Source organism: Candidatus Thiothrix putei (genome assembly GCA_029972225.1).
In the GTDB taxonomy this organism is placed as follows: domain Bacteria; phylum Pseudomonadota; class Gammaproteobacteria; order Thiotrichales; family Thiotrichaceae; genus Thiothrix; species Thiothrix putei.
In genome coordinates this window covers 2747374-2767609 of sequence record CP124756.1, presented here as the reverse complement: position 1 = coordinate 2767609, position 20236 = coordinate 2747374, and the positions used below count along the sequence as shown (strand labels likewise).

Here is a 20236-nt window from a genome sequence, read left to right as displayed (position 1 = left end):
GAAGTTATTTCGGGACAGTTCCTAAATGGATTTTCGCGCTACGTCCCTTTTGAGCAATTCGCGCCAGTGATTTAACGATGGTTTGCTCTTTATCGTCCTGCATAACCAAATCCGCTAATTCATCAATTACTAGCACGATGGAATAAGGCTTGTCCGATTCTTTAAAACGTCTATCCATTTCGCCAGCAAGCCATTTGACTTGATGCGCAATTCCTTCTACTTCGGTTTCAATCGCGGTTACTTCGGTATGCTTTAACAGGTGCTTAGAATTGCCGTAGAAAGGCGCTAAATCTTCGCCCTTGCCGTCGCCTATCATTAAGCGAAAGTCTGCCCCTGACTGCATCAGACTCAGAATCAAGGCATTCATCCACACACTTTTACCTTGTCCGGTTGTGCCACCGACAATAAGGTGAGGTGCTTGCTCCAAGTCGAAAATAACCGGATTACCAACAACATCAACGCCTGTCATGCAGGGTAACGCGCCGGTACGATCCGCCCATTGTGGTGATTGCAGCAAATCAGCGAACACTACGGTTTGACGGTCGTCACGCGGTACGTCAACAGAGATAAGCCCACGCCCTGCATTCGCGCCGATGGTCACAGCCGGTACGCCCAAATCCCGCGCAATGTCATCCTCTGGTAATTTCCCCAACTTCGTGCCACGCGGGATACGCACCAGATGCCGGGTTAGGACGTGACCGTTCAGGGATTGATACAGCCGCGCATCAGGTAAGCCGTAATCTGCCAGCGTGTCGGTAATCTCGCTGTTTACCACTTCGTGGGTATCCACTGCATCAAGGTCGCTACCTAATAAGCAGTTATCGCGCTTCCACGCGCTCAGTGCTTGCCGTGCTACCCATGCCAGCCCTAACGCACTAACGCCAGCCACAAAGCTACCCGTCGCCAATGTCGGCACGGTCAACAGGGTTGCGGCTGTCACTGTCTGTAAGTTGGTTTCAGGGTAAAATTGATCTAAGTCAAATGTTCCGATTCTCATGGCTTATTCTCCTTCCAGAATGCGCGGGTCGAGTGTGGGTGAGCCGTTTACATCGGCAAGCAACGGGGTATTCAGTTGTGGCTGTGGTTCTGCGGTCAACACTGAGGCGATAACGCCCACCGCCAGCAATCCAGCCAAGAGCGCCGCCGCTGGATTTGCTTTGACCTTATCCCCAAGGGTAGCGGGTTGCGCCGGTAGGCTTGCCGTGAGCTTTTCCGCCTCTTGGGTGGCATTTACGGTACGCATTAACGATTCCTTGCGACGTTGGGCGAATGCTTCAGCCTTCTTTGCAGTATCGAGCTTGCACTTTTCAGCGTAGGCGCGTTCTGATTCCGCTTTTGCTGCCAGCTTTTCGGGTGTTGCTGCAAAGCTGGATAGCACCGTATCCAGCAAACCGGGCCTGTGTCCGATCTTGTCGTATGCCTGCCAGTAACTTGACCGTTCACCAGTCCTGATGATGATGCCCAGCTCAATCAATAACGGGATGATGTTTCTCTCAATAGACTTTCCCGACATATCGCTGGTAGCGGCTTCGTCGCACAAGCTACGCATGGAGATAGCCGCGCTTGTGTTGTATTGGCAAAGGATGCGCTTCATCCCTTCAACGTATTGCGCCTTGTCGCTATTGCTGGACTTGATAGCATGGCGAATTACCGCCCGCGCATCATCGGTTTTAATCAGCTTGGCTATTGCGGATAGACCTTTTTTGTTAAGCATTTCGTCTTTACTGAGTGCTTCAAGTAATTCTGATTGCATATCGTCAAGTGTTTCAGTGTTCATTTTTTAACCTTTTTCGCTGTCCGTTAGGTGTCCTTTAGCTGTCCGTTAGAAAATTACGGGAAAAGCGGGGGGGACGCCCGTCAATTCTTCACTTCGAGCCACTTCAGCCATGAAGGCACTTCTCTGGTATTTTCTGCGCATAAATTCGAGCGCTTATTAATGGATGCTTCACCCATCGCGGCATAGTCTGAGGTGTTTGTACCGAATGCATCATGGGAATCTTTCCCCCTTGCGTACCAGCTAATTGCCGCTGTTAAGCCCTTCAGATGCGCCGCTGCTGCGAATCCTGCAATCTTCTCTTGTTGCGATTCGAGGAGGACGCGGCTCTTGAATCCATCGGCAATGTTGGCGTTTGCCAAGACGGTTACGGCACGGTCTTGGAGGAGGTTGTCATGCAAGAAGGCTTGTTTGCCGCCGTTCAAGCGCCAGTTATTCGGGTTGTTGAGGAATGCGGTTTGATCCGTAAACGGTCATTCTAGCCCGTCGTTGATATCCGCAAACAAATCCGAGCGCAATGGCTTATCCGCAAACCGTTGTTTCCAACATCTTGGCGTAAGGTCTTGCACCTGAGAAGCGGGATGCTCACTAACGCGCAACAGAACATCCATCAGATAGACATACGGGTTAATGTCATGCAGGCGGCAGGTGGTGATCAGGCTTTGGATGATGCCCACGTGTTCCGCGCCGAGTTCTGTCCAGCAGAACAACCAGTTTTTCCTGCCCATGGGGATGGGCCGCAGGGCGCGTTCGATGTGGTTGGTATCCATTGGCACGTCGGGATCTTCCAGAAACACGCGCAGTTCGTGTTCGCGGCGGATGACATAACCAAGGGCTTTGGTCAGCGGGTTGGAGGGGATTAAATCGGTACGTTGTAATTGGGTTTGGCACCATTCAAAGAACTGGTCGACCAACGGCTTGCTGTGGGTGAGGCGGTAGGTACGTTTGGCTTCCCCGTCGAGTTTTTTCTCGTTAATCTGGGCTTCGTGCTGATAGAGTGCCGCGATAGTGTCAAGGGCTTGGCGTACTGCTTGTGGTTCAGCGGTTTCGGCGGCAATGAAGGTGCGACGGCTGTGTACCCAGCATTGGGCATGGGTAATCTTGTCATTGGCGTTGACGTAACTGGCATAAGCACGGTAACCGTCGCTGAGCAGTGTGCCGCTGAACTGTTGGCGAAGAGTCTTTTCAATGTGTTGCCGCCCACGGCTGGCGGAGAAGGTGAAGACGATTTCGTCCTGATCCCCGTACAGCGGCCAGAAGTAGCCTTGCTTCATCTTGCCGTTGCCTGCGGGGCTGGCTTTGATGGGGGTTTCGTCCATCGCCAGCAGCTTGCTTTGCAGTACACTGGCGAGTTGCGCTTCGGCAATGGGTTTGAGCAGGTCGATGGCACGTTTCACCGCATTGGTCAGCGTCGTGCGGCTGAGGGTGATCCCCGCTTGGGTCAGGCGTTGGTGCTGGCGGTACAACGGCAGGTGGTACTGGAACTTGTCCACCAACATCCCCACCAAAAAGCTGACATCGGTGACACTACGTTCCAGCACGTTGGCGGGTGCAGGGCTGGGAAGTGGTGGGTTGCTGAGCGAAGCCGAAGCACTGCCCTTACGTTTGATGACCGGGCGCTCGTATTGCAGGATGAGGTAGCTGGCAGGGCGTTGCGCCACCCGATGGGTCACCTGGGTGCCGATCACCTCATACTGGTCAGCCTCTTCCCCCTGAAGTTCCGGCGGGGTGAGGTGAATCACCTTGACCGGGACATCGGCGGTAAAGCGTAACCCGCTGTCATTCACGCAGTCATCCGGGCGCAGCTTGGGGGCTTTACCGCGTTGGTAGGTGACGGTAATGCTTTCACCCTCGGGTGCGGCAACCGGGGCGGCGGCGGGGGCAAACAACGGCAACTGCGCCACCGGTATCTCAACCGGACGCTTTTCCGATTTGCTGCCAAAGACATGTTGCCTGAACCACGCCAATTGGCGTTTCAATTCAGCTATATCCTGTTTCAGGGCAGCATTTTCCTCACGCAACGCCAGCATTTCCGCCACAATCGGCGGCATGGGAACGCTGGTGTCAGACGGGGTGGATGGCTTTAAAATCATGGGCTTATTGTACCAGAATGTGGCTGCACAGGATACTGGTAACGCTTGAATTGTCTGGATTTTTGCACCTCAATGCCCGCCAAAATCAACTGCAAATCCGTCCGGGTCAGTTCGCGCTGCCCGCTGGTTGTCGGCTGCACCCGGTATTGGCCCTGCTCCAGGCGTTGGCTCCATAAGCAATAGCCGCTGGGTTCAAAATAGAGGATCTTCATCTGGGTTTTACGTAGGTTCACAAACACGAAATAATGCCCACTCAGGGGATTTTGCCCTAACTGGTTTTTCACCAAAGCGGTCAGCCCCGTAAAGCTTTTGCGCATGTCGGTGGCTTGGGTGCATAGCCAGATGCGGGCGGTGGCTGCGGGGGCAAACATCAGCGTTGGCTCAGGCGTAGTTCAACACCATTCCCCAAACTCAGCACAATGTGCCAGCCTTGCCCCAGCGCGGCATGACCCGCCGATAATGCTCCCAAGTCGATGAAGGTATTGGCGGGAACGGCTGGTTCCTCCACGCCATCTGCGGAGCGTAGACGCTGCCGCCATTGGCAAAAACTGGCGTAACCGATACTGTGCTGTTCACAAAATGCCGGGGCGGATAAGCCGCTGGCTTGCCATTGGCTAATGAGGGTTTGCCATTCGCTGGCGCGGCGGTGAGGGCGTTTCATTGAGGTTTCCTTCGGTTGTTCAGGTTGGAAACCAGTTTAGGACGTGGAAATCGCGAGGGCTAGACGTGCTGAAATGGTCGCTTACGTTTGATCCGTGCCGTTACGAACATGCCGGGGTGCATCATCAAACGCCTCTTGTTTCACTAAGCCGACGATTGCCAGTGATTCCGCGCCCATCGCGTAACCTGAAAAATAGCCATACTGGTTGCCGGGGTGTTGATAGTTGCCGCTGGATTCGCGCATAAGCATGGCTGAACGCCACCGGCATGACTGCAAGGGCGACAAACCAACGAGCGTTAATGTCCCACTGGGTAAGGTGTATGAACGGTCAACGTTGCCGGTGTAGTCCGCGAACGCTTGCCCAATGGTGAAAAGCTTGTTTTGTGCCACGTCGACACGCGGTTCGATTACGTCTTTGATTTCAGCAGGCAGTTGCGGGTAAGCCACATAGCCTAGGCTAACCACTGCTACGCCTGCGATTGCCGCGAATAGCCACGGCATTTCTGGCAGGGTTTGGCGGTAGGTCTTGCGGGTGAGTTTTTCGATACGTTCAAGACGTGCATCAATGCGTTCAAGTGCTACTTCAGTTTCCATGTTCATAATCCCTTGGTGGTCGGGTCGATGAATTGCCAGTTTTGTTTTATGCCTAAGTGCAGGTGTGATGCAGTGGATCGCCCGGTATTGCCACACGCGCCTATAACATCGCCCGCGTTTACCTGATTGCCCGGTTGCATGGTTGTTGCGGATAAGTGCATGTAGAGCGATTGCATACCCTCTGCATGGTCGATGGCTACCAGCAAGCCCGCATTGCCCGCCGTGCCTGCATGACTCACCACGCCGCCAGCAATAGCGCCCACGGGTTGCCCGATGGTGCAACGGTAATCCTTGCCGTAGTGCATGGCTTGCAGTCCTGTTTTTGGGTGTTTGCGCATCCCGTACCCTGATGTCACTACCGCATCACCGTCTAAGGGTTTGCGGATCGAGCGGGGTGCAGTCCATGAAAAAATGGTGGCAAGCTCTTGGCTGGCCTGTTCCATCAGGTTAGCGCCGCCACCAAACACAAAGCCCTGATACAGTGGTGGCAGGATTACCACGCCCAAGGCGATGGAAACCGACCACGTTGCAACAGGGCTAAAGTAAGTGGCTAGGCTCATTAGTTCGCGCTCCACACCCAACGTTTACCGTCTGAAGCAATCGAGCAGTTGAGTTTTCCTTGTTTGGATTGTGTCCATTCAAGGCGTTTGGGCAGGGTTACGCCTTTGCCGGTATCCGCCACGCTTGCCTCAAGCACTGCCACTTCTTCACATTCCGCGTTTTCCGCCGGGTGTAGTTGGCGAATTGCACGGTATTGGCTGATGGGAGTGTCATTAGCCACGCCGTCGGCAGCCGTGGTTGCGCCGGTTTTGGCGGCATTGATGGCGGCTTTAGTCATCCGCCCCGCCTGATCCGCGTCAATGCTCAGTCCTGCATAGACCATTGCACCCACTACCAAAATACCCGCCAGCCATGCCGCCACCGCTGAACCTTCCTTCAATACAAAAAAGCCGGTAACAGAGGCGGCTGCACCGAAGGCAAAGTCAGCCACTTCTCTACCCGGAAAGTTCAGGATGGGAGCGCCGCCGACCATGACCGACAAAGCAGACGCGCCGCCACCGACCAATAAGCTCAACCCAACGAGATTGGGCATACTGCTGTTTGTTGCACGAATTAAGCTCATTTCACAGCCCTCAGTGTTTGTTTTGCGTAGCGGTAGCGGGTGTTAGCGCCATCGCCTGATTTCTCTAAATAGCCTTCCTGTACAGCCAGCCCCATTGCATACATTGCGTCTTGCTTTGTGCATTTGGCGTAATCCTGTACCGCTTGCCGCGTAACATTGCCCGCGTCTGTAGTGGACACGCTACGATTACGGATACCTGTTAAAGCAGTTTCGTAGGGTTCTGCATAGCGGTACGTTTCACTGCCATTTTCGCCCGTGTCCAGCGTGTCCGGTAGCGTGTCCACGGCTTCGCAGCTTGCTTTCAGGGTTTTCGTGTCCGGTAGCGTGTCCGGCTTTTCGGTAGCGTGTCCTGCGCGTGTCCGTGGCGTGTCCAATGTTTCACGCCGGGTGAACATGCCAGCCAAGAGCAACAAAGCAGGGCTAACCACTTCGAGCAATCCCGCCACTACCCACGGGTAGAGGCCGTTAGTTGTTGGGGTTGCTGCTTGGGTAGCGGTTTCTACCCGTGGGGTAGGTCTTGATAGCTTATCGACTTGCGCTTGTAACGCGGCATATTCCGCCGGGTATTTGCTTTTCTGTGTCGCCCGCAATTCAGCCGCTACGGTTGCCAGTGTCGCCATACGGGTTGATTCCTGATTTGCATACAGGATGTCGGCTTGTTCCGCCGCGCTAGTGGCTTGTGTTGCGGTTTTCAGTTGACCGCTGCTATGAATGCCCACGGTCATAACGCCAGCGAATAGCGCCGCTGTAACACCGGATACAATGCGGTAATCGGTATTCTCTGAGGTGGCGACGATGTGCCAGCCTGCATAAATTGCCGCTGCACTGCTGGCAACCATCACACCACCGGGGAACATGCCGAACAGGTTAGCTGCCGCTGGGTACGCTGCTGCTGCACTGGTGGCACTTGTGATTGCTGCAATGGTGCGAAGGATGAGAGGTGCGTATTTGCTCACGGTTGCACCTCCATTGCCTGCTTAAGTTCTGCATGGAGTTGTTCCAGTACTGCTAAGCTGTACAGGACGTTTTCAAGCATTACTGGCTGCTGCTCTCTGTCACTGGGTAACAGGGTTTCATTAGCCGCTTGCGCGAATATCGCCAGACTGTCGGCACGGGCATAGATTTCACGAAGTAGGGTGTTTAGGTCGTGGTTATTAGAGTTCATGGATTGCCCCCAGCATGGTGCGCATTTGGTTAACAGATGGCTCAACATACTCCATGGTGGTGCTGAGATTGGTGTGACCTATACCAGTCCGTGCCATAAAATAGTTTTTTTGATCAGGGAAATATGGTTAGATGACTGGTAACAAAAGCAGCCATGAGTAATGTATGACATTAAAAATCACTTTCACTGAGGATGAGATAGCGGAGCTGTTCTACTGGAAGGAGCGCCATCCTCATCCCAGAGTCCGTAAGAAAATGTCCGTGCTGTACCTGAAATCCCAACAGTTGACGCATAAGGAAATCAAACGATTGGAAAGGATTACAGAAGCCACGCTGCTTGCCTACCTAAACGCCTACCTACAACCTAACGGTTTAGAAGCTCTTAAAGAAATACGATTCAATAAACCACAGAGTGATTTGATGGCATATAAAGACAAGATTGAAGCCTATTTTCGTGAATATCCCCCCGCAACCAGCAAGGCGGCAGCCGCTAAGATTGAGGAGCTGACAGGCATCAAACGCAGTGAGGACAGGGTACGTGTCTTTATGAAGAAAATAGGGATGGACATCCATAAAGTGGGGATGATACCCGCCAAAGCTGATGTGGAAGCACAAGAAAAGTTCCTGGAAAATGAACTAAAACCGCGCATTCAGGAGGCTAAGGAGGGCAAACGCGCCCTTTTTTTGTCGATGCCGCCCACTTCGTGTTAGCACCGTTTCTGGGGTTTTTGTGGTCATTTTCCCGCGTATTCATCAAAGCCCCCTGTGGTCGACAACGCTACAACGTATTGGGCGCACTCAATGCGATAACGCTACAACTCATCACGATCACTAACGACTCCTATATCAACGCTAACAGCGTGTGTGAATTATTGGAAAAAATTGCAGCGTTAGCACTCAAAATACCGATCACTTTGGTCTTGGATAATGCCAAGTATCAACGCTGTGAAGCCGTGTTTGCCTGTGCGAAAAGGCTCAATATTGAACTATTATTTTTACCGACCTATTCACCCAACCTCAATCTGATTGAACGGTTGTGGAAGTTCGTCAAGAAAAAATGCTTGTACTCGAAATACTATGATAAGTTTCCCGCTTTCAAGGCGGCCATCACCAACTGTCTCGACAAGCTGGATACCGATCACAAGAAAGAACTGACCCAGTTGATGACAACAAATTTTCAAACCTTTAAAAATGTTCAGGTCTTGACGCTGTAAGGTATAGCATCTTTTGCAGGTCACGCAAATTGCCTTCTTTTGCAAGCTGTGTTGCAAAGGTGTGCCGGAACCGGTGGGAGCTAATCAAAACCCCTGACCCACGACTAATGCGCTTGAGCGCCTCTGAGAGCTGCTCAACGGTCATCCGGTTGCCTTTGTATGCAGCACGGAACAAAGTCGCATTAAAAACTTGATCAGCACGACGACATGAGCGCTCCAACTTGTTTTCCGCGAGTTTTCGCAAATCTGCCAGTACCGGAATGAGTTGCGAGGGCAGGGGGATTTTCCATTCCCTTTTGGTTTTGCTGTGTTCGCCTCGTAGCAGGATGGTCTGCTGCTTGGTGTCAATGTCGCCCCAAGTCAGGCCAACAAGCTGCCTACGCCGCATACCGGTGTAGTAAAACGTTTTAACTACGGCCTCCCAAAACCAGCCGGGTAGGTTGCTCTGAGCCGGGTCTTGTAACCATTGCAGCACCTCACGGATGGCTACCCGCTCTAGTGTTTTCTTGGTCGGCTTGACTGTTTGCACAGTTTTAATGCCATTAAGCACGATGTCCGAGTGATAACCGTACAAATCGGCAAACCGCAATAAGGCGCGAAGATGACGCAAGTAAGAGTTAATGGAAGCCGGTGCAAGCTGGCGCGTGTCCCGTAGATAGGTGCGCCATGCGGCAATTTGATCGCGGGTGATGGATTCCAGCCGGTTGGATTGCGTATAACCCACAAACTGACGTACCACTGCGCGATAATCCCGCAACGTGTCGGGGGAGGGTTCCCGCTCGGCTTGGTAATACTCTAACAATGCCTCAAAGGTTGCTGGATAGGTGATTTCATCCGTTTTTTCGCGCACGGAAACACGCGCATCGTGTATGCTTTCGCGTTGCATAACTCAATTCCTGTTTAATTGTGTTGTGAAGTCCTGCCTCACGGGGCCTAATCCGTGTGGTAGGGCGATTTCTAGGCGAATCCTTGTTTCTGTTGCTCTTCCAACTCCTTCATCTTTTTAACAAACCGATTTATTTGGGCATTAAAGCTACGATCTTCAGCTTTCGCTTTATCTATCACCCACTTCTCCATTTCCGGATCCAACCGAATCGAACGGGGTAATTTTTTTTCCTTCATGTCATCTTTGCCTGCTGTATTCATAATAACTACCTGAACTCATAGTATTCTATATAATTACTTAGTAGTCAATAAAAATACTTTAAAAAGAATTGCGTGACAGCCCGCATGTGATTCAAAATGAATACATGAGCAATACACACCAGCAGCCACAGCCATATTCAGTGCGTCTTCCCCCTGAAATGCGCCAAAAACTAGAAGACTCCGCCCGCATGGTTGGACGTTCCTTACATGCGGAAATTTTGATGAGGTTGGGGGAGAGTTTGAAAGAAGCCCTTGGCATCGCTATTCAAGACTCCTTCACAAACCTTAGTCCTGATATGCGCATAAGATTAAAAGCCAATGCAGATACCCATGGATGGACAATAGGCAAGGAAATCGCATGGCGACTGGAAAAATCTCTTGAAGCGGACAGAGAACAAGAAGAAAACGAAGCCATATTCGAGTATGAACAACTAGACCTTCCAGATGATGAAGCTTATTACCCCGTGCTATTAGAAAATCCATGTAAAAAAAATCTTAAAAAACCGAGAGCTACCGAAGTTAAATATGAGAACTCTTTGAATAATTTAGTGAGAACTATCGCTATTGAGATTGTAAAAGAACAATTTGCTAAAGCCGGTATTACCATCCCTGACGATAACCAATAGAGCGAAATAAAGGGCGATTAAGGGAGCAAGCTAACCCAAAGGGTTGGCAAAGGGTGAAAAGAAAGGGCTGTATTACTACACTCAAACTATCGAAACACAGGAGGCACTGACAATGGGTGCTATAGCTTACGAACAGGATTACTACGGCTGGACGCAAGAACAAAGCAATTTGATGAAGGCGCGTAAAGTAAACGAGATTGATTGGGAACACCTGATAGAGGAAGTGGAAAGCATGGGGTTACGCGAACGCAAGGAACTGGTAAACCGCCTCCGCGTCCTCCTCATGCACCTGCTGAAATGGCAGTACCAGCCCAATTATGCAGGCCGTTCAAGTTGGGAACGTACCATCAAGGTGCAGCGTAAGGAAATCTTTTACCTGATGAAGGACAACCCCAGCTTGAAGCCTGAAGTTCCTGCATCAATGGAACGCGCCTATAACTTCGCAATAGATGATGCTGAATCCGAAACGGGCATCAGTGCTTCTCACTTCCCCCAAGAAAGCCCGTGGACATTTGAGCAAGTGATGGATGTAAATTTCTGGCCTGAATCAGTCGAATGAAGGTACTGGGCTAGTCCAACACTTTGCAGACCAGCCGATGTCTGCCAGAATGGAACCTTGCAAAATCAACAATAACACGGGGTTATCCATGTTCAATCCATCCATCAATAGCTTCTGGGAACACAGGGTTACAGTAGTGGCATTACTCGTCTTGGGCATTTGGGCAAGTGCTTTCCTTTATGCGTGGCTCAGACCAGCACCATAGGATATATCCGGCACGATCAAGGCGATTATTCAGCCGCTACCGTCTGAATGCACCCAAAACGCAGAGTTATTAAGCACTGACGCACTGTATAAGAATTGCGTGACTAAAAACCAGCCGGTGATTCCCTAGGAATCAGTGACTAAAAAGAAACCACTGATTCCACTGGAATCAGCGGGCAAATAGTAACCAGAGAGAAGAAGGGAATAGCATCATGGAAATGTTTTTTGTTTTTGGGGTAATCCTGCTGCTCCGTTGGGCAATGAATCGGGCAGGAATCAAGCAGGATGATTACGAATGGACGCATGGCCATAACCCACACAATGGCAAAACAGACTGGCACATGGAATGATTCCGGTGCTTGCCCCGTCAACCCCGAAGTGAAAAGCGCAGCGCAAAAGCGTAGCTTTTTTTCACGTAGCCCGCAGGGTTGGGTTGTTACCACCCCACGTTCCCCGCAACCAACGGGCGCGGCGGTAGCACCTCAATACGGCTGATGAAAGAAACAAGCTATTGGCAGGGGTGCAGACGTATTCCGGCTGCACCCCTTGCCCCATGGCGAATGTGGGGTTTGGGGCAAAGCCCCAAGGGTCTTACCCCTCTAATTTCCGGTAGGTTTTACTGATCTTTGCCACATAGTTCTGAGTTTCTTTGATGTTAGGAATCCCGTTAGCTTGGTCAACTCTGCCGGGACCGGCATTATAGGCAGCCAATGCTAGGCTGATATTCCCGTCGTACCTGTCCAGTTGCTCCTTGATGTAGGCAGTTCCCAACATAATGTTGTCACGTGGGTCATATCGGTCGAAGTTGCTCATTCCCAGTTGCTTTGCCACGCCTGCTGCGGTGTCCGGCATAAGCTGCATTAAGCCGCCCGCACCTTTGTTGCTGGTGGCATTGGGATCACCGCCGGATTCCTGTTTCATCATCGCCCGTATCAAATTAGCAGGCACTTATTCTTGCCCATCAATAATAGTTATTCTTGAACAGTAAGATAAATGATTTATAATTTCCATGAAGTGTCTTGCCCAGACTAAAAAAAGCAAGATGAAGTTTTCTTGTGTGGTGTTGCATTCTCAACACGCCCTTCGCTCCCTGTACAGCCATTTTGGCGGGAGCCGTCCGTAACAGGACTAAATGTACAACCCCTTAAAGCATCCTATGCCATTGCTGGATGCGGCTCACCTTCGGGTGATCTGGTGGCTATATTCTACTTTTTTGTATTTCACCTCGCCTAAGCACTAGGCTATTTTCAATCCACCCTACTGGGAGACACACTCCCACGGGAAAGATGCGTCTACTCGGTTATCACCCCGGAGACTCATCATGACAACTATCCTTTTGTTTGCGATCCTGATCTTTGTTGCTATCAAAGCTGTCAGGAAAACTGGCAAAGTCAAAACTGTGCGGCTCACCGCAACACCACCAAAACGGGCAAAGTTAAAACCTGAGCCTGCGTCTTTAAGTTTGTACAAACGTACCAAGACCCTCCTCTTTGGGGAGAAAGCGGTCATTGTCCATCTGTTCCGTGATTCTGCTGATGGTGAAATCCAGCATCAGACGAGCATCCGTGTTCAGTGGCTTAACTCTACGGTCTGCCATCACCCTGATGACGGCTTACGTTACAGTCAGTTTTTGATGCTGCTGGAAAACGGCAAGCGCATTACCCTGACACCGACCGAAAAAGACGGGAAAAATTGGGTAACTTACCAAGACCAACCATTTAACCGTTGGGATTGTGAGGTCTGCGTTCGTCATGGACTACTGTCCCGTACAGGGCTTACCAGCAAGGGGCAAATACCTGCATCAGTCTGGACTCACGCTTGAGCGCACCCGAAGTGCGCCTCAAGCCAGCGTGCCGGAAATGCCTTGGCAAGTAGCGATAGCTACCCGCCAAGCTTTCTGGCACGGCATAGCCTGCTACCCGCGATCAGCGGGAGCAGGCTGCTGTGCCACCCGTCCGCTACAGGCGACCAACGGGAGCACAGCCAAGCGGATGGGGTGGCACGGTCTGCGTCTGTCTCTTTGTCAAAAGAGACAGACGCCGGAAACCTGCTACAACCAATTGATCTACAACAGCAATAAGGTATCTGCCGCAGCGCAAATACCTGCACTAAAACCTATTGGATGATGACGGGGCGACAAGATTTTAACCACTTGTCAGCAACTCCACCTTGCCTTGTCTCGACCATCAGCCACAGGATTTAGCTGAGCTTCCCTGCCGCAGGCAACGCGGCAACCATCCACTACCGCCGGATAACCGGAGACGCGATGGGGGGGAATCAGACAATACACAAGCAAAGCACCGGCAACATGCCGCCGGTAAAAACAAGCATGTAACCGACCCGGATGGGCAAACCACAGGCGCGGGAGGCGCTTAATCCTCTTTTTCACTCACCAAAAAATAAAGGGTAGTTATTGTGGTCTGCTCACTGGTCAACTTAATACAAGCAATAAGATTTAAGGTTTTCTGTGGGGTAAATAATGGGTAAATTCACGTCAGGTAGAAATTTTGGCTACGGTAAAAGCATGTCCTACGCTGCCAGCCAAGCACTCAAAGAGCATTACGGTGAGGGGCACTTCAACGCTGTTGCGGCGCATCAGTCACGTTTTAGCCAATTCGCGGATTACTTAAAAACAGAGGAAGGCATACGCGATGCGAAAGACATCACCCAAGACGCCGTGGAACGGTACGGGCAACAATTAAACGAAAAGGTTGCTGCTGGCGAAATGGCGGTTTCCTACGCTCAAAATTTGCTTTCCAGTGTCAATACCACACTGGCTTGCCTGCGTGGGGACGAGTCCATTAGCGTCAGCCCTTCCGGGATGGTCGGCGAACGCTCCCATGTCCGCACGGTCGCACCCGATGGCCTTGATCGGACAGAGGTACGGACTGCCAGCGAAAACATGAGACATGCAGGGCTAGAACGCGCCGCTGCCGTCACTGAACTCGCAAGGGAATTTGGTTTGAGAGAGCGGGAGGCGATTCTTGGCAATTTGGAGCGCTGGCACCAAGAAGCAAAAGAAAAAGGCGCAATCAACGTAACGGAAGGCACAAAAGGCGGTCGTGGTCATGAGGTGGATCGCTGGGTTCCGGTTAGCCAAACTGGTTTGCAAACACTTGAACGGGCAATCGCCGCCAGCCCGGAAGGTTCCCGCAACTTGCTGGCAACCCATGAAATCTACATCAGCTTTGTCCATGGGGAGCTGAATAAAGCGCGGGAACACCTCAAGGAAGCGGGAATAGGAAAATACCATGAGTTACGCGCCGCTTACGCTTGCGAGCGCTACGAACAATTGACCGGGCATCTTGCACCCGTGCTGGGTGATGGAATGAGCGCCTCTAGGGAAAGCGACAGAGAGGCACGGGAAATACTCACCGAAGAATTGGGGCATGGGCGGATTGATGTGGTATCCGCCTACATTGGCGGTAGATCATGAACATAAAAAGTTTGCTGGAACGCTCAGTGCCCGGTGCGAAATCCACACTAAATGCTCACCTCAAGCGAGCGACGCAGTTAGCACAGGCTATCCATGCACACTACCCTTGCAAAACGCCCTACCAGTGGCAAGCTAAGCACCTAAGATGGTATCTGGAAACCCAAACCAGCAGCTTAGCCAACGCTACCCGTTACGACTACTGGCGTACTTGTCGGGCAGTAGCGGATGCGTTGGGCAAATGGCCCGACTGGGAGCCGCATTTGCGCGGTGACTGGAATCACCACCCTACCAGAGGTTTAGGTGGGCGACCGCCAAAACTCACCAACCGCCAGAAAAAGCACTAACCAGCCATGGAAAGCTCGACACCTCTGCCATCAGGGTCACGAATAACGCCATGATGGCTCACGCCAAAATGCGCCAATATCGTTGACGAAACGACAAAACCTAAGCGCACGTTATCCGGCTCACCGGTTGCCGGATAAAGTTCCAGTAACATACTGCCAATATGAGCAGAGTAGTGAACAGGGCTATTGCCATGCTGCTCACGCTCAAATATCAAGCCAAGCTGAGCATAGAAGGCTCTGGTTTTTTCAATATCTCTGCACCGCAGAACCAGTAAATCAAGCGTCATGGGGATGTCTACACCTTACGTTACTCAATAATGCCAGCGAGTATTTCAAGCACTTCATCAACAATGCTATCAGGTGCCGTTTCTATGCACCTTGCCCCTCTGCCCACGAGGTCAAGGGTACGCACCGCACTAACCAAAATAACGCCCTGTGTTTCCGTTCCACTGCCCATCAATGGCACAGCGAAACCCGCTACCCGTGCAAGATTGCCGCCTTGGGTGATCGGCGCTACCAAAGCAGTACCAACGGTGTTATTGAACTCACGGGTTGAAAGCACTAACGCGGGTCGCATATCGCCCTGCATTTCCCGCCCCACTGTCGGGTTAAAACTTACCCTCACAATGTCACCGCGCTCAAATCCGCTACGCTTTACCATACTTCATTCCCTACCGCTGGCATGTTGTCCCATTCGGTTACGGCTGTTGGGATAGGCGCGGATGGGTCACACTTGGCTAACAAGTCCGCTAGTTTGTACTTTTTACGTCTAGCCGCCGTTTTTGGCTGTAGCGTGAGCTTGCCGTCGTCGAGACTCAGTTCTACTTTTGCACCTGCTTCCAGCCCTAGCAGGGTTAACCATTGTTTGGGGATTACCACAGCGACGGAATTACCGACGGTGCGTAGTGTGGCGGTGGTCATTCGGGTTTCTCCTTTCCGTGTTGGTCGCTTCCATTATAGTGAAGTTTTCCATAAAGAAAACAACCGTCAACTAAAGGAGTAAGACCCTTGGGGCTTTGCCCCAAACCCCACATTCGCCATGGGGCAAGGGGTGCAGCCGGAATACGTCTGCACCCCTGCCAATAGCTTGTTTCTTTCATCAGCCGTATTGAGGTGCTACCGCCGCGCCCGTTGGTTGCGGGGAACGTGGGGTGGTAACAACCCAACCCTGCGGGCTACGTGAAAAAAAGCTACGCTTTTGCGCTGCGCTTTTCACTTCGGGGTTGACGGGGCAAGCACCGGAATAGAAAACCATGAGATAAAGCGCTTTATTTTCAATGAGTTGGGATAAGTTGGGAAAAGTTGGGATAAATCCCAACTCTGAATATCTATATAATACATATACTTATATATACATTTTTTAAAAGTTGGGAAAGTTGGGATATTTTTCTTTTTCTAAGAACAGGCACAAAAAAGCCGGGAACTTACCCGGCTTGGTTACGTTACTGTGACGGTATCAGCCTATTTTACCTTGGTTTTAAAGGGTATCACCTGCCCACCCGTCCTCAGTTGATCTAGGTAGTCTGCCCACGCCTGCATCATTCTGGTTCGTTCTTCCATGTATTGCGCCCGGTTGTATGCCGCCCTGATTTTGTTGGTTTCCTTGTGTGCCAGTTGGCGTTCAATCGCATCAGGGTTAAACCCTAGTTCGTTTAGCAAGCTGGATGCCATGCCCCTGAATCCGTGCGCGGTCATGGTGTCGTTGTCGTATCCCATGGTTCGTAAGGCTGCTCGTACTGCGTTTTCACTCATACAGCGGCTTGCACCTCTGGCACTGGGGAACACGTATTTAAACCGCCCTGTCAGTGGTTGCAATTCTTGCAAGATCGCTACCGCCTGCATGGATAGCGGGATAACGTGCTTTGACTGGTTAGCCTGCTTAATGTGGGTGGGGGCTTTCATGCGCCTAACTTCGATTGTCCATATAGCAGCTTCAAGGTCGATTTCCTCCCATTCCGCCGCCCGTAATTCCCCCGGTCTTAACATCACCAGGGCTGAAAGTTGCAAAGCACACCGCACCACAAACGAGCCTTGATAATTCGCCATATCCCGCAACAGTTGCCCGACCTTGAGCGGCTCCGTGATCGCAGCAAAGTGTTTGCTAACCAGTGGTTTTAGGATTATGCGGGTATCTATGTCAGTAGCCGGGTTACGGTTGCTAAGTCCCAATGTGACGGCGTACCGAAATACTTGGTTAATGGACTGTTTCACCCGTCGGGCGCTATCGCCAGCTCCCCTTGCTTCTATCTTTTGGAGAATTCTAATAATGTCGCTTGGGTTAACCTCGCTGATGTCCATTGCGCCTATGGCTGGGAAAACATCACGTCTAAACCAGCTTTCCATGCGTTCAACATAACCATCTGACCAGCCTGATTTACCACGGTTTAACCATTCTGCGGTGATGGCTTGGAAAGTGTTTACCTTGCTTGAGGTATGCCTGTGGTTGTTAGGTTTGATTCCCCTAGCCAGTTGCGCCCGTGCTTGCCGGTGCAGTTCGCGGGCTTGTTCTAAGCTGATTTCAGGATAACTGCCGATGGATAGGGTTTGGCGTTTGTTATCGTAACGGTACGAGAAACGCCAGTGTTTACCTTTTGGCGTGACGTACAAGTAAAGCCCTCCCCCATCAGTAAGAATGTTAGGTTGTCCATCTGATTTGGTTTTTGCGTTCTTAACCTTTGAATCTCTTAGCTTTCTTTCCATTTTGGCTGCATCCTTTATGACGATTGTGGAGTATGCAGACAATAATGCAGCCAATGACGTGAGATAACCTGACACGGTATGCAACACCCTGAGACGTAAAAACCCTTACAGAATGCGGCCTGTAAGGGTTTTTGAGACGGTCTGAAACATGCTGAAACAATCTATTGGCGGCCCCAACAGGAATCGAACCTGTAGCTGCCCCTTAGGAGGGGGCCGTTTTATCCATTAAACTATGGGGCCAAACGGCGAGAAGCGCGTATTCTAGCTTAAATCCTGCGATTTGACAGTTTTTCCTGACCATGTATACGGTTCGCTGCGGGTAAATGGCATGGGTATTTCTTGTTGACGTAGCGCTTTATCAATCGTTAAGTTCAAGTCGCTGGTGACTCTGGCTTTGGTTTCAATGTCACGAATAAAGCAGCGTAATTGAAACTGTAGCGCATGATCGCCAAATGACCGAAAGAATACGTTGATTTTCATATCACTACGATCTTTCAATACCAACGGGTGTGCATTAGCCGCTTCTTGCAATACCGCCATGACACGTTCGGTGTCAGCACCGTAAGCCACATTGACGGGAATAATCACCCTGCCGAAATTATCATTCAGCATCATATTGGTGACTTGCCCGGAAATGATTTGCGAGTTTGGTACAATAATGTCAGAACGATCAAAGGTTTGGATGGTGGTGGAGCGAATGCTAATATCCCGCACATAGCCTTCCGCTGTGCCTACGCTGATCCAATCACCGCGCCGGATCGGGCGTTCAAACAGCAAAATCAACCCAGATACGAAATTATTGACGATGTTTTGCAAGCCAAAACCGATACCGACCGATAATGCTCCCGCAATAATCGCCAGATTTTCAAACTGGATGCCTGCTACCGACAAGCCAATCAAAATGGCGAATAAAATACCCGCGTAACCCGAAACCGTCGTAATGGCTTCCCGCGCTCCCCGGCTCAGGGTAGTGCGCCGCAGCCAGCTTTCTGCCAGATTCTTTTTGAATACATGGGTGAGGCTGACTAACAAGGCTAAGATCAGCAAACCACTCACAATGCGTAGCGGTTCTAAGGTGAAACCACCTAGCTGGATGCCGTTAGCCAGTTGCGTGAGCAACAGTGTGAAGTTTTGTTCCGGCATCCCCCACAGGCGCAGTGACAGAATCAAGGCGACCCCGGAAACCACTAAGGTATTGGTCAGCCGTACCCATAATAACCCCGGTACAAGCTGGTTGTTTCTTAGCCCTAGTTGTTGGCGTAAGCGTTGTTGCCAAGGTGTTGCGCCTGCATCCAAACCGTCAAATATTTCGGTGGGAATTTTGAGCAATAACCAGGCGGCTAATAACAAAAACAACGTGCCAAACACCCCGCTAAACAAGAACACCGCAAAATTGCGATAACCCGCGTACAGGCTAAGCACGGCAATGACCAATGTTCCGGCTGCCAGCCAATGCAAGCGGATACGCTGGATAAACAAAAAATGATCAGACATCAGCCAAATCAGGCGAGCCAGTGAAAATCCAACAACCGTGCCAATGGCGATGCGTATCAACCCGACTAAATGACTGGGGTCGGTACTGGCTTGTGTGGCAGAGTCGAGTAAGGGTGAATGAAAAATAGTCCCAATTAGCGTTGTGATAATCAGCAGACGCGCCCAAAAGTACAGTTTGTGTCCGGTGCGTTGGTTGGGGGGAACCACTCCTTCGACCTGTACGGCACGGCGTAGTAACGAATGCATGACACCGTAGCTCAAACTAAATAACAGTAACATTTGCATCAACTGCAAAATAATCGGCACACCTGGTGGCGAAAAGTATAACGATAGCGAGGTTAATCCCGTAAACAAGGTATACGGCAGAAAGCGTAACAAGCTAATCCACACTGCTGCTAGGGTAGGGCTAGTAGCATGAATCGGGGGTAAGGTTTCGCGGTATTGCCGTCGTTTCTGAATACTCCAGAACATGCCAGCAACCAGCCCTGCTACACCATACAGCAGTGCCATCCACACATTATTGCGGTGTAGGGGCAGATTACCGAAAGTGTGCAACATGCCATTAATTTCTGTTTTCCAGATTCCCGGCTCCAGCAGAATGACCTGTGCATAGTCAAACACCGAAGCACTGTGCGCAAACAGTTGTTGTTTGAGCAATGTTTGTCGGGCTTGGCGTGTTTCGATTAATAAGGTAGTGGCGCGGAGGCTGATCAAGCGGCATTGGGATAAGGTTTTTTCAATTTGCTGCTTTTGCTCGGTCAGTTCTTTGCGTTTGCGTTTAACGTCGGCATCTTCGTCGGTGGTGGCTTCACCCAAGCTATCCATCGCTTGTTGGGTTTGGGTTTGCTGTTGTTCCTGTTGGGTGATGCAGGTTTTGGCGCTTTGTTCCAAATTGGCGGCGGTGGTGGTCAGGTTGTCGAGTTTGCTGATGTCTTGGCGGGTTTGTTGCCGAAACGCGGTTTCAGCGACACTCAGTTGGGCGCTGAGTGCATCTAAACGTTCAGCAGCAAACTCATCAGCGTTAGCCGGTAGCGGTAAGGCCAGCAGGGTTAGCAGGAGCAAATAACGCCAGAGGTGTGCAAACATAATAAGCAAGTTGTTCAT

25 protein-coding genes, 1 tRNA gene and 2 pseudogenes are annotated in these 20236 nt (G+C 51.1%); 7 read left to right on the top strand and 21 right to left on the bottom strand.

Annotated features, from left to right (window positions below; translation table 11 throughout):
- Positions 1-4: 4 nt before the first annotated feature.
- The 11 genes and pseudogenes from QJT81_14225 to QJT81_14175 all read right to left on the bottom strand — a co-directional run bounded on the left by QJT81_14225 (position 5) and on the right by QJT81_14175 (position 7410).
- The gene (locus tag QJT81_14225; protein ID WGZ92977.1) at positions 5-997 is read right to left on the bottom strand and encodes an FtsK/SpoIIIE domain-containing protein; all 993 of its coding nucleotides are present in this window, start codon (positions 995-997) and stop codon (positions 5-7) included.
- Positions 998-1000: 3 nt separating this feature from the next.
- Entirely contained in the window at positions 1001-1777 is a 777-nt protein-coding gene (locus tag QJT81_14220; protein WGZ92976.1) for a hypothetical protein, read from the bottom strand.
- 80 nt (positions 1778-1857) lie between these two features.
- Positions 1858-2199 (bottom strand): hypothetical protein, encoded by a 342-nt coding sequence (locus QJT81_14215; protein ID WGZ92975.1) that lies wholly within the window; start codon positions 2197-2199, stop codon positions 1858-1860.
- Between the two features lie 48 nt (positions 2200-2247).
- A pseudogene (locus QJT81_14210) lies at positions 2248-3786 on the bottom strand (IS66 family transposase).
- A 77-nt stretch (positions 3787-3863) separates the two neighbouring features.
- Complete coding sequence (gene tnpB / locus QJT81_14205) at positions 3864-4238, bottom strand: IS66 family insertion sequence element accessory protein TnpB (GenBank protein WGZ92974.1); 375 nt, start codon at positions 4236-4238, stop codon at positions 3864-3866.
- Complete coding sequence (locus QJT81_14200) at positions 4238-4528, bottom strand: IS66 family insertion sequence element accessory protein TnpB (protein WGZ92973.1); 291 nt, start codon at positions 4526-4528, stop codon at positions 4238-4240. Before QJT81_14200 ends, tnpB begins: the two co-directional genes overlap by 1 nt.
- Before the next feature lie 81 nt (positions 4529-4609).
- Entirely contained in the window at positions 4610-5122 is a 513-nt protein-coding gene (locus QJT81_14195; protein WGZ92972.1) for a hypothetical protein, read from the bottom strand.
- Positions 5123-5124: 2 nt separating this feature from the next.
- Positions 5125-5682 (bottom strand): M23 family metallopeptidase, encoded by a 558-nt coding sequence (locus tag QJT81_14190; protein WGZ92971.1) that lies wholly within the window; start codon positions 5680-5682, stop codon positions 5125-5127.
- Positions 5682-6245 carry a hypothetical protein gene (locus QJT81_14185; protein WGZ92970.1) on the bottom strand — a complete coding sequence of 188 codons (564 nt, stop codon included), beginning with the start codon at positions 6243-6245 and terminating at the stop codon, positions 5682-5684. The genes QJT81_14190 and QJT81_14185 overlap by 1 nt, the downstream gene beginning before the upstream one ends.
- On the bottom strand, positions 6242-7201 hold the full coding sequence (locus tag QJT81_14180) for a hypothetical protein (GenBank protein WGZ92969.1): 960 nt from the start codon (positions 7199-7201) through the stop codon (positions 6242-6244). The genes QJT81_14185 and QJT81_14180 overlap by 4 nt, the downstream gene beginning before the upstream one ends.
- Positions 7198-7410 (bottom strand): hypothetical protein, encoded by a 213-nt coding sequence (locus QJT81_14175; GenBank protein ID WGZ92968.1) that lies wholly within the window; start codon positions 7408-7410, stop codon positions 7198-7200. The genes QJT81_14180 and QJT81_14175 overlap by 4 nt, the downstream gene beginning before the upstream one ends.
- A 164-nt stretch (positions 7411-7574) precedes the next feature.
- On the opposite strand from QJT81_14175, the pseudogene QJT81_14170 reads away from it, so the two are divergent.
- Positions 7575-8623 (top strand): annotated as a pseudogene (locus QJT81_14170) (IS630 family transposase).
- Here QJT81_14170 and QJT81_14165 read toward each other — a convergent pair.
- On the bottom strand, positions 8595-9509 hold the full coding sequence (locus QJT81_14165) for a tyrosine-type recombinase/integrase (protein ID WGZ92967.1): 915 nt from the start codon (positions 9507-9509) through the stop codon (positions 8595-8597). The pseudogene QJT81_14170 and the gene QJT81_14165 sit on opposite strands and share 29 nt — an antisense overlap.
- Positions 9510-9580: 71 nt before the next feature.
- Positions 9581-9769, bottom strand: a complete 189-nt coding sequence (locus QJT81_14160; GenBank protein WGZ92966.1) for a hypothetical protein — start codon at positions 9767-9769, stop codon at positions 9581-9583.
- 104 nt (positions 9770-9873) lie between these two features.
- Here QJT81_14160 and QJT81_14155 point away from each other — a divergent pair, with 104 nt between their 5' ends.
- The 3 genes from QJT81_14155 to QJT81_14145 all read left to right on the top strand — a co-directional run bounded on the left by QJT81_14155 (position 9874) and on the right by QJT81_14145 (position 11653).
- Positions 9874-10395, top strand: coding sequence for an Arc family DNA-binding protein (locus QJT81_14155; GenBank protein ID WGZ92965.1), 522 nt, complete (start codon positions 9874-9876; stop codon positions 10393-10395).
- Positions 10396-10507: 112 nt separating this feature from the next.
- Positions 10508-10954: a DUF29 domain-containing protein gene (locus tag QJT81_14150; GenBank protein ID WGZ92964.1), complete on the top strand. Its 447-nt coding sequence runs from the start codon at positions 10508-10510 to the stop codon at positions 10952-10954.
- A gap of 507 nt (positions 10955-11461) precedes the next feature.
- Positions 11462-11653, top strand: a complete 192-nt coding sequence (locus tag QJT81_14145; GenBank protein WGZ92963.1) for a hypothetical protein — start codon at positions 11462-11464, stop codon at positions 11651-11653.
- 96 nt (positions 11654-11749) lie between these two features.
- Here the strand turns inward: QJT81_14145 and QJT81_14140 are convergent, their stop codons facing one another.
- The gene (locus QJT81_14140) at positions 11750-12106 is read right to left on the bottom strand and encodes a lytic transglycosylase domain-containing protein (GenBank protein ID WGZ92962.1); all 357 of its coding nucleotides are present in this window, start codon (positions 12104-12106) and stop codon (positions 11750-11752) included.
- A gap of 373 nt (positions 12107-12479) precedes the next feature.
- Here QJT81_14140 and QJT81_14135 point away from each other — a divergent pair, with 373 nt between their 5' ends.
- The 3 genes from QJT81_14135 (at position 12480) to QJT81_14125 (ending at position 14938) form a co-directional block, all read left to right on the top strand.
- Complete coding sequence (locus QJT81_14135; protein WGZ92961.1) at positions 12480-12980, top strand: hypothetical protein; 501 nt, start codon at positions 12480-12482, stop codon at positions 12978-12980.
- A gap of 657 nt (positions 12981-13637) precedes the next feature.
- Positions 13638-14594, top strand: coding sequence for an integrase domain-containing protein (locus QJT81_14130; protein WGZ92960.1), 957 nt, complete (start codon positions 13638-13640; stop codon positions 14592-14594).
- Complete coding sequence (locus QJT81_14125) at positions 14591-14938, top strand: hypothetical protein (GenBank protein ID WGZ92959.1); 348 nt, start codon at positions 14591-14593, stop codon at positions 14936-14938. Before QJT81_14130 ends, QJT81_14125 begins: the two co-directional genes overlap by 4 nt.
- On the opposite strand, the gene QJT81_14120 is transcribed toward QJT81_14125, so the two are convergent.
- The 7 genes from QJT81_14120 to QJT81_14090 form a co-directional block, all read right to left on the bottom strand.
- Positions 14935-15225 carry a hypothetical protein gene (locus tag QJT81_14120; protein WGZ92958.1) on the bottom strand — a complete coding sequence of 97 codons (291 nt, stop codon included), beginning with the start codon at positions 15223-15225 and terminating at the stop codon, positions 14935-14937. The two genes, QJT81_14125 and QJT81_14120, sit on opposite strands and share 4 nt — an antisense overlap.
- Before the next feature lie 20 nt (positions 15226-15245).
- Positions 15246-15599: a type II toxin-antitoxin system ChpB family toxin gene (locus QJT81_14115; GenBank protein ID WGZ92957.1), complete on the bottom strand. Its 354-nt coding sequence runs from the start codon at positions 15597-15599 to the stop codon at positions 15246-15248.
- On the bottom strand, positions 15593-15859 hold the full coding sequence (locus tag QJT81_14110) for an AbrB/MazE/SpoVT family DNA-binding domain-containing protein (GenBank protein WGZ92956.1): 267 nt from the start codon (positions 15857-15859) through the stop codon (positions 15593-15595). The genes QJT81_14115 and QJT81_14110 overlap by 7 nt, the downstream gene beginning before the upstream one ends.
- A 178-nt stretch (positions 15860-16037) precedes the next feature.
- On the bottom strand, positions 16038-16193 hold the full coding sequence (locus QJT81_14105) for a hypothetical protein (GenBank protein ID WGZ92955.1): 156 nt from the start codon (positions 16191-16193) through the stop codon (positions 16038-16040).
- A 206-nt stretch (positions 16194-16399) separates the two neighbouring features.
- Positions 16400-17638, bottom strand: coding sequence for an integrase arm-type DNA-binding domain-containing protein (locus QJT81_14100; GenBank protein ID WGZ92954.1), 1239 nt, complete (start codon positions 17636-17638; stop codon positions 16400-16402).
- A 165-nt stretch (positions 17639-17803) separates the two neighbouring features.
- A tRNA-Arg gene (locus QJT81_14095) sits at positions 17804-17878 on the bottom strand.
- A 21-nt stretch (positions 17879-17899) separates the two neighbouring features.
- Entirely contained in the window at positions 17900-20236 is a 2337-nt protein-coding gene (locus QJT81_14090; GenBank protein ID WGZ92953.1) for a mechanosensitive ion channel, read from the bottom strand.

What these genes read in the sequence shown, in the direction of transcription:
- QJT81_14200 (WGZ92973.1), bottom strand. Translation starts at nt 4,528, where the DNA reads ATGAAACGCCCTCACCGCCGCGCCAGCGAATGGCAAACCCTCATTAGC.
- QJT81_14100 (WGZ92954.1), bottom strand. Translation starts at nt 17,638, where the DNA reads ATGGAAAGAAAGCTAAGAGATTCAAAGGTTAAGAACGCAAAAACCAAA.
- QJT81_14220 (WGZ92976.1), bottom strand. Translation starts at nt 1,777, where the DNA reads ATGAACACTGAAACACTTGACGATATGCAATCAGAATTACTTGAAGCA.
- QJT81_14155 (WGZ92965.1), top strand. Translation starts at nt 9,874, where the DNA reads ATGAGCAATACACACCAGCAGCCACAGCCATATTCAGTGCGTCTTCCC.
- QJT81_14135 (WGZ92961.1), top strand. Translation starts at nt 12,480, where the DNA reads ATGACAACTATCCTTTTGTTTGCGATCCTGATCTTTGTTGCTATCAAA.
- QJT81_14110 (WGZ92956.1), bottom strand. Translation starts at nt 15,859, where the DNA reads ATGACCACCGCCACACTACGCACCGTCGGTAATTCCGTCGCTGTGGTA.
- QJT81_14090 (WGZ92953.1), bottom strand. Translation starts at nt 20,236, where the DNA reads ATGAACAACTTGCTTATTATGTTTGCACACCTCTGGCGTTATTTGCTC.
- tnpB (WGZ92974.1), bottom strand. Translation starts at nt 4,238, where the DNA reads ATGTTTGCCCCCGCAGCCACCGCCCGCATCTGGCTATGCACCCAAGCC.
- QJT81_14125 (WGZ92959.1), top strand. Translation starts at nt 14,591, where the DNA reads ATGAACATAAAAAGTTTGCTGGAACGCTCAGTGCCCGGTGCGAAATCC.
- QJT81_14130 (WGZ92960.1), top strand. Translation starts at nt 13,638, where the DNA reads ATGGGTAAATTCACGTCAGGTAGAAATTTTGGCTACGGTAAAAGCATG.
- QJT81_14105 (WGZ92955.1), bottom strand. Translation starts at nt 16,193, where the DNA reads ATGGTTTTCTATTCCGGTGCTTGCCCCGTCAACCCCGAAGTGAAAAGC.
- QJT81_14225 (WGZ92977.1), bottom strand. Translation starts at nt 997, where the DNA reads ATGAGAATCGGAACATTTGACTTAGATCAATTTTACCCTGAAACCAAC.
- QJT81_14195 (WGZ92972.1), bottom strand. Translation starts at nt 5,122, where the DNA reads ATGGAAACTGAAGTAGCACTTGAACGCATTGATGCACGTCTTGAACGT.
- QJT81_14115 (WGZ92957.1), bottom strand. Translation starts at nt 15,599, where the DNA reads ATGGTAAAGCGTAGCGGATTTGAGCGCGGTGACATTGTGAGGGTAAGT.
- QJT81_14120 (WGZ92958.1), bottom strand. Translation starts at nt 15,225, where the DNA reads ATGACGCTTGATTTACTGGTTCTGCGGTGCAGAGATATTGAAAAAACC.
- QJT81_14145 (WGZ92963.1), top strand. Translation starts at nt 11,462, where the DNA reads ATGGCCATAACCCACACAATGGCAAAACAGACTGGCACATGGAATGAT.
- QJT81_14190 (WGZ92971.1), bottom strand. Translation starts at nt 5,682, where the DNA reads ATGAGCCTAGCCACTTACTTTAGCCCTGTTGCAACGTGGTCGGTTTCC.
- QJT81_14160 (WGZ92966.1), bottom strand. Translation starts at nt 9,769, where the DNA reads ATGAATACAGCAGGCAAAGATGACATGAAGGAAAAAAAATTACCCCGT.
- QJT81_14150 (WGZ92964.1), top strand. Translation starts at nt 10,508, where the DNA reads ATGGGTGCTATAGCTTACGAACAGGATTACTACGGCTGGACGCAAGAA.
- QJT81_14165 (WGZ92967.1), bottom strand. Translation starts at nt 9,509, where the DNA reads ATGCAACGCGAAAGCATACACGATGCGCGTGTTTCCGTGCGCGAAAAA.
- QJT81_14175 (WGZ92968.1), bottom strand. Translation starts at nt 7,410, where the DNA reads ATGAACTCTAATAACCACGACCTAAACACCCTACTTCGTGAAATCTAT.
- QJT81_14185 (WGZ92970.1), bottom strand. Translation starts at nt 6,245, where the DNA reads ATGAGCTTAATTCGTGCAACAAACAGCAGTATGCCCAATCTCGTTGGG.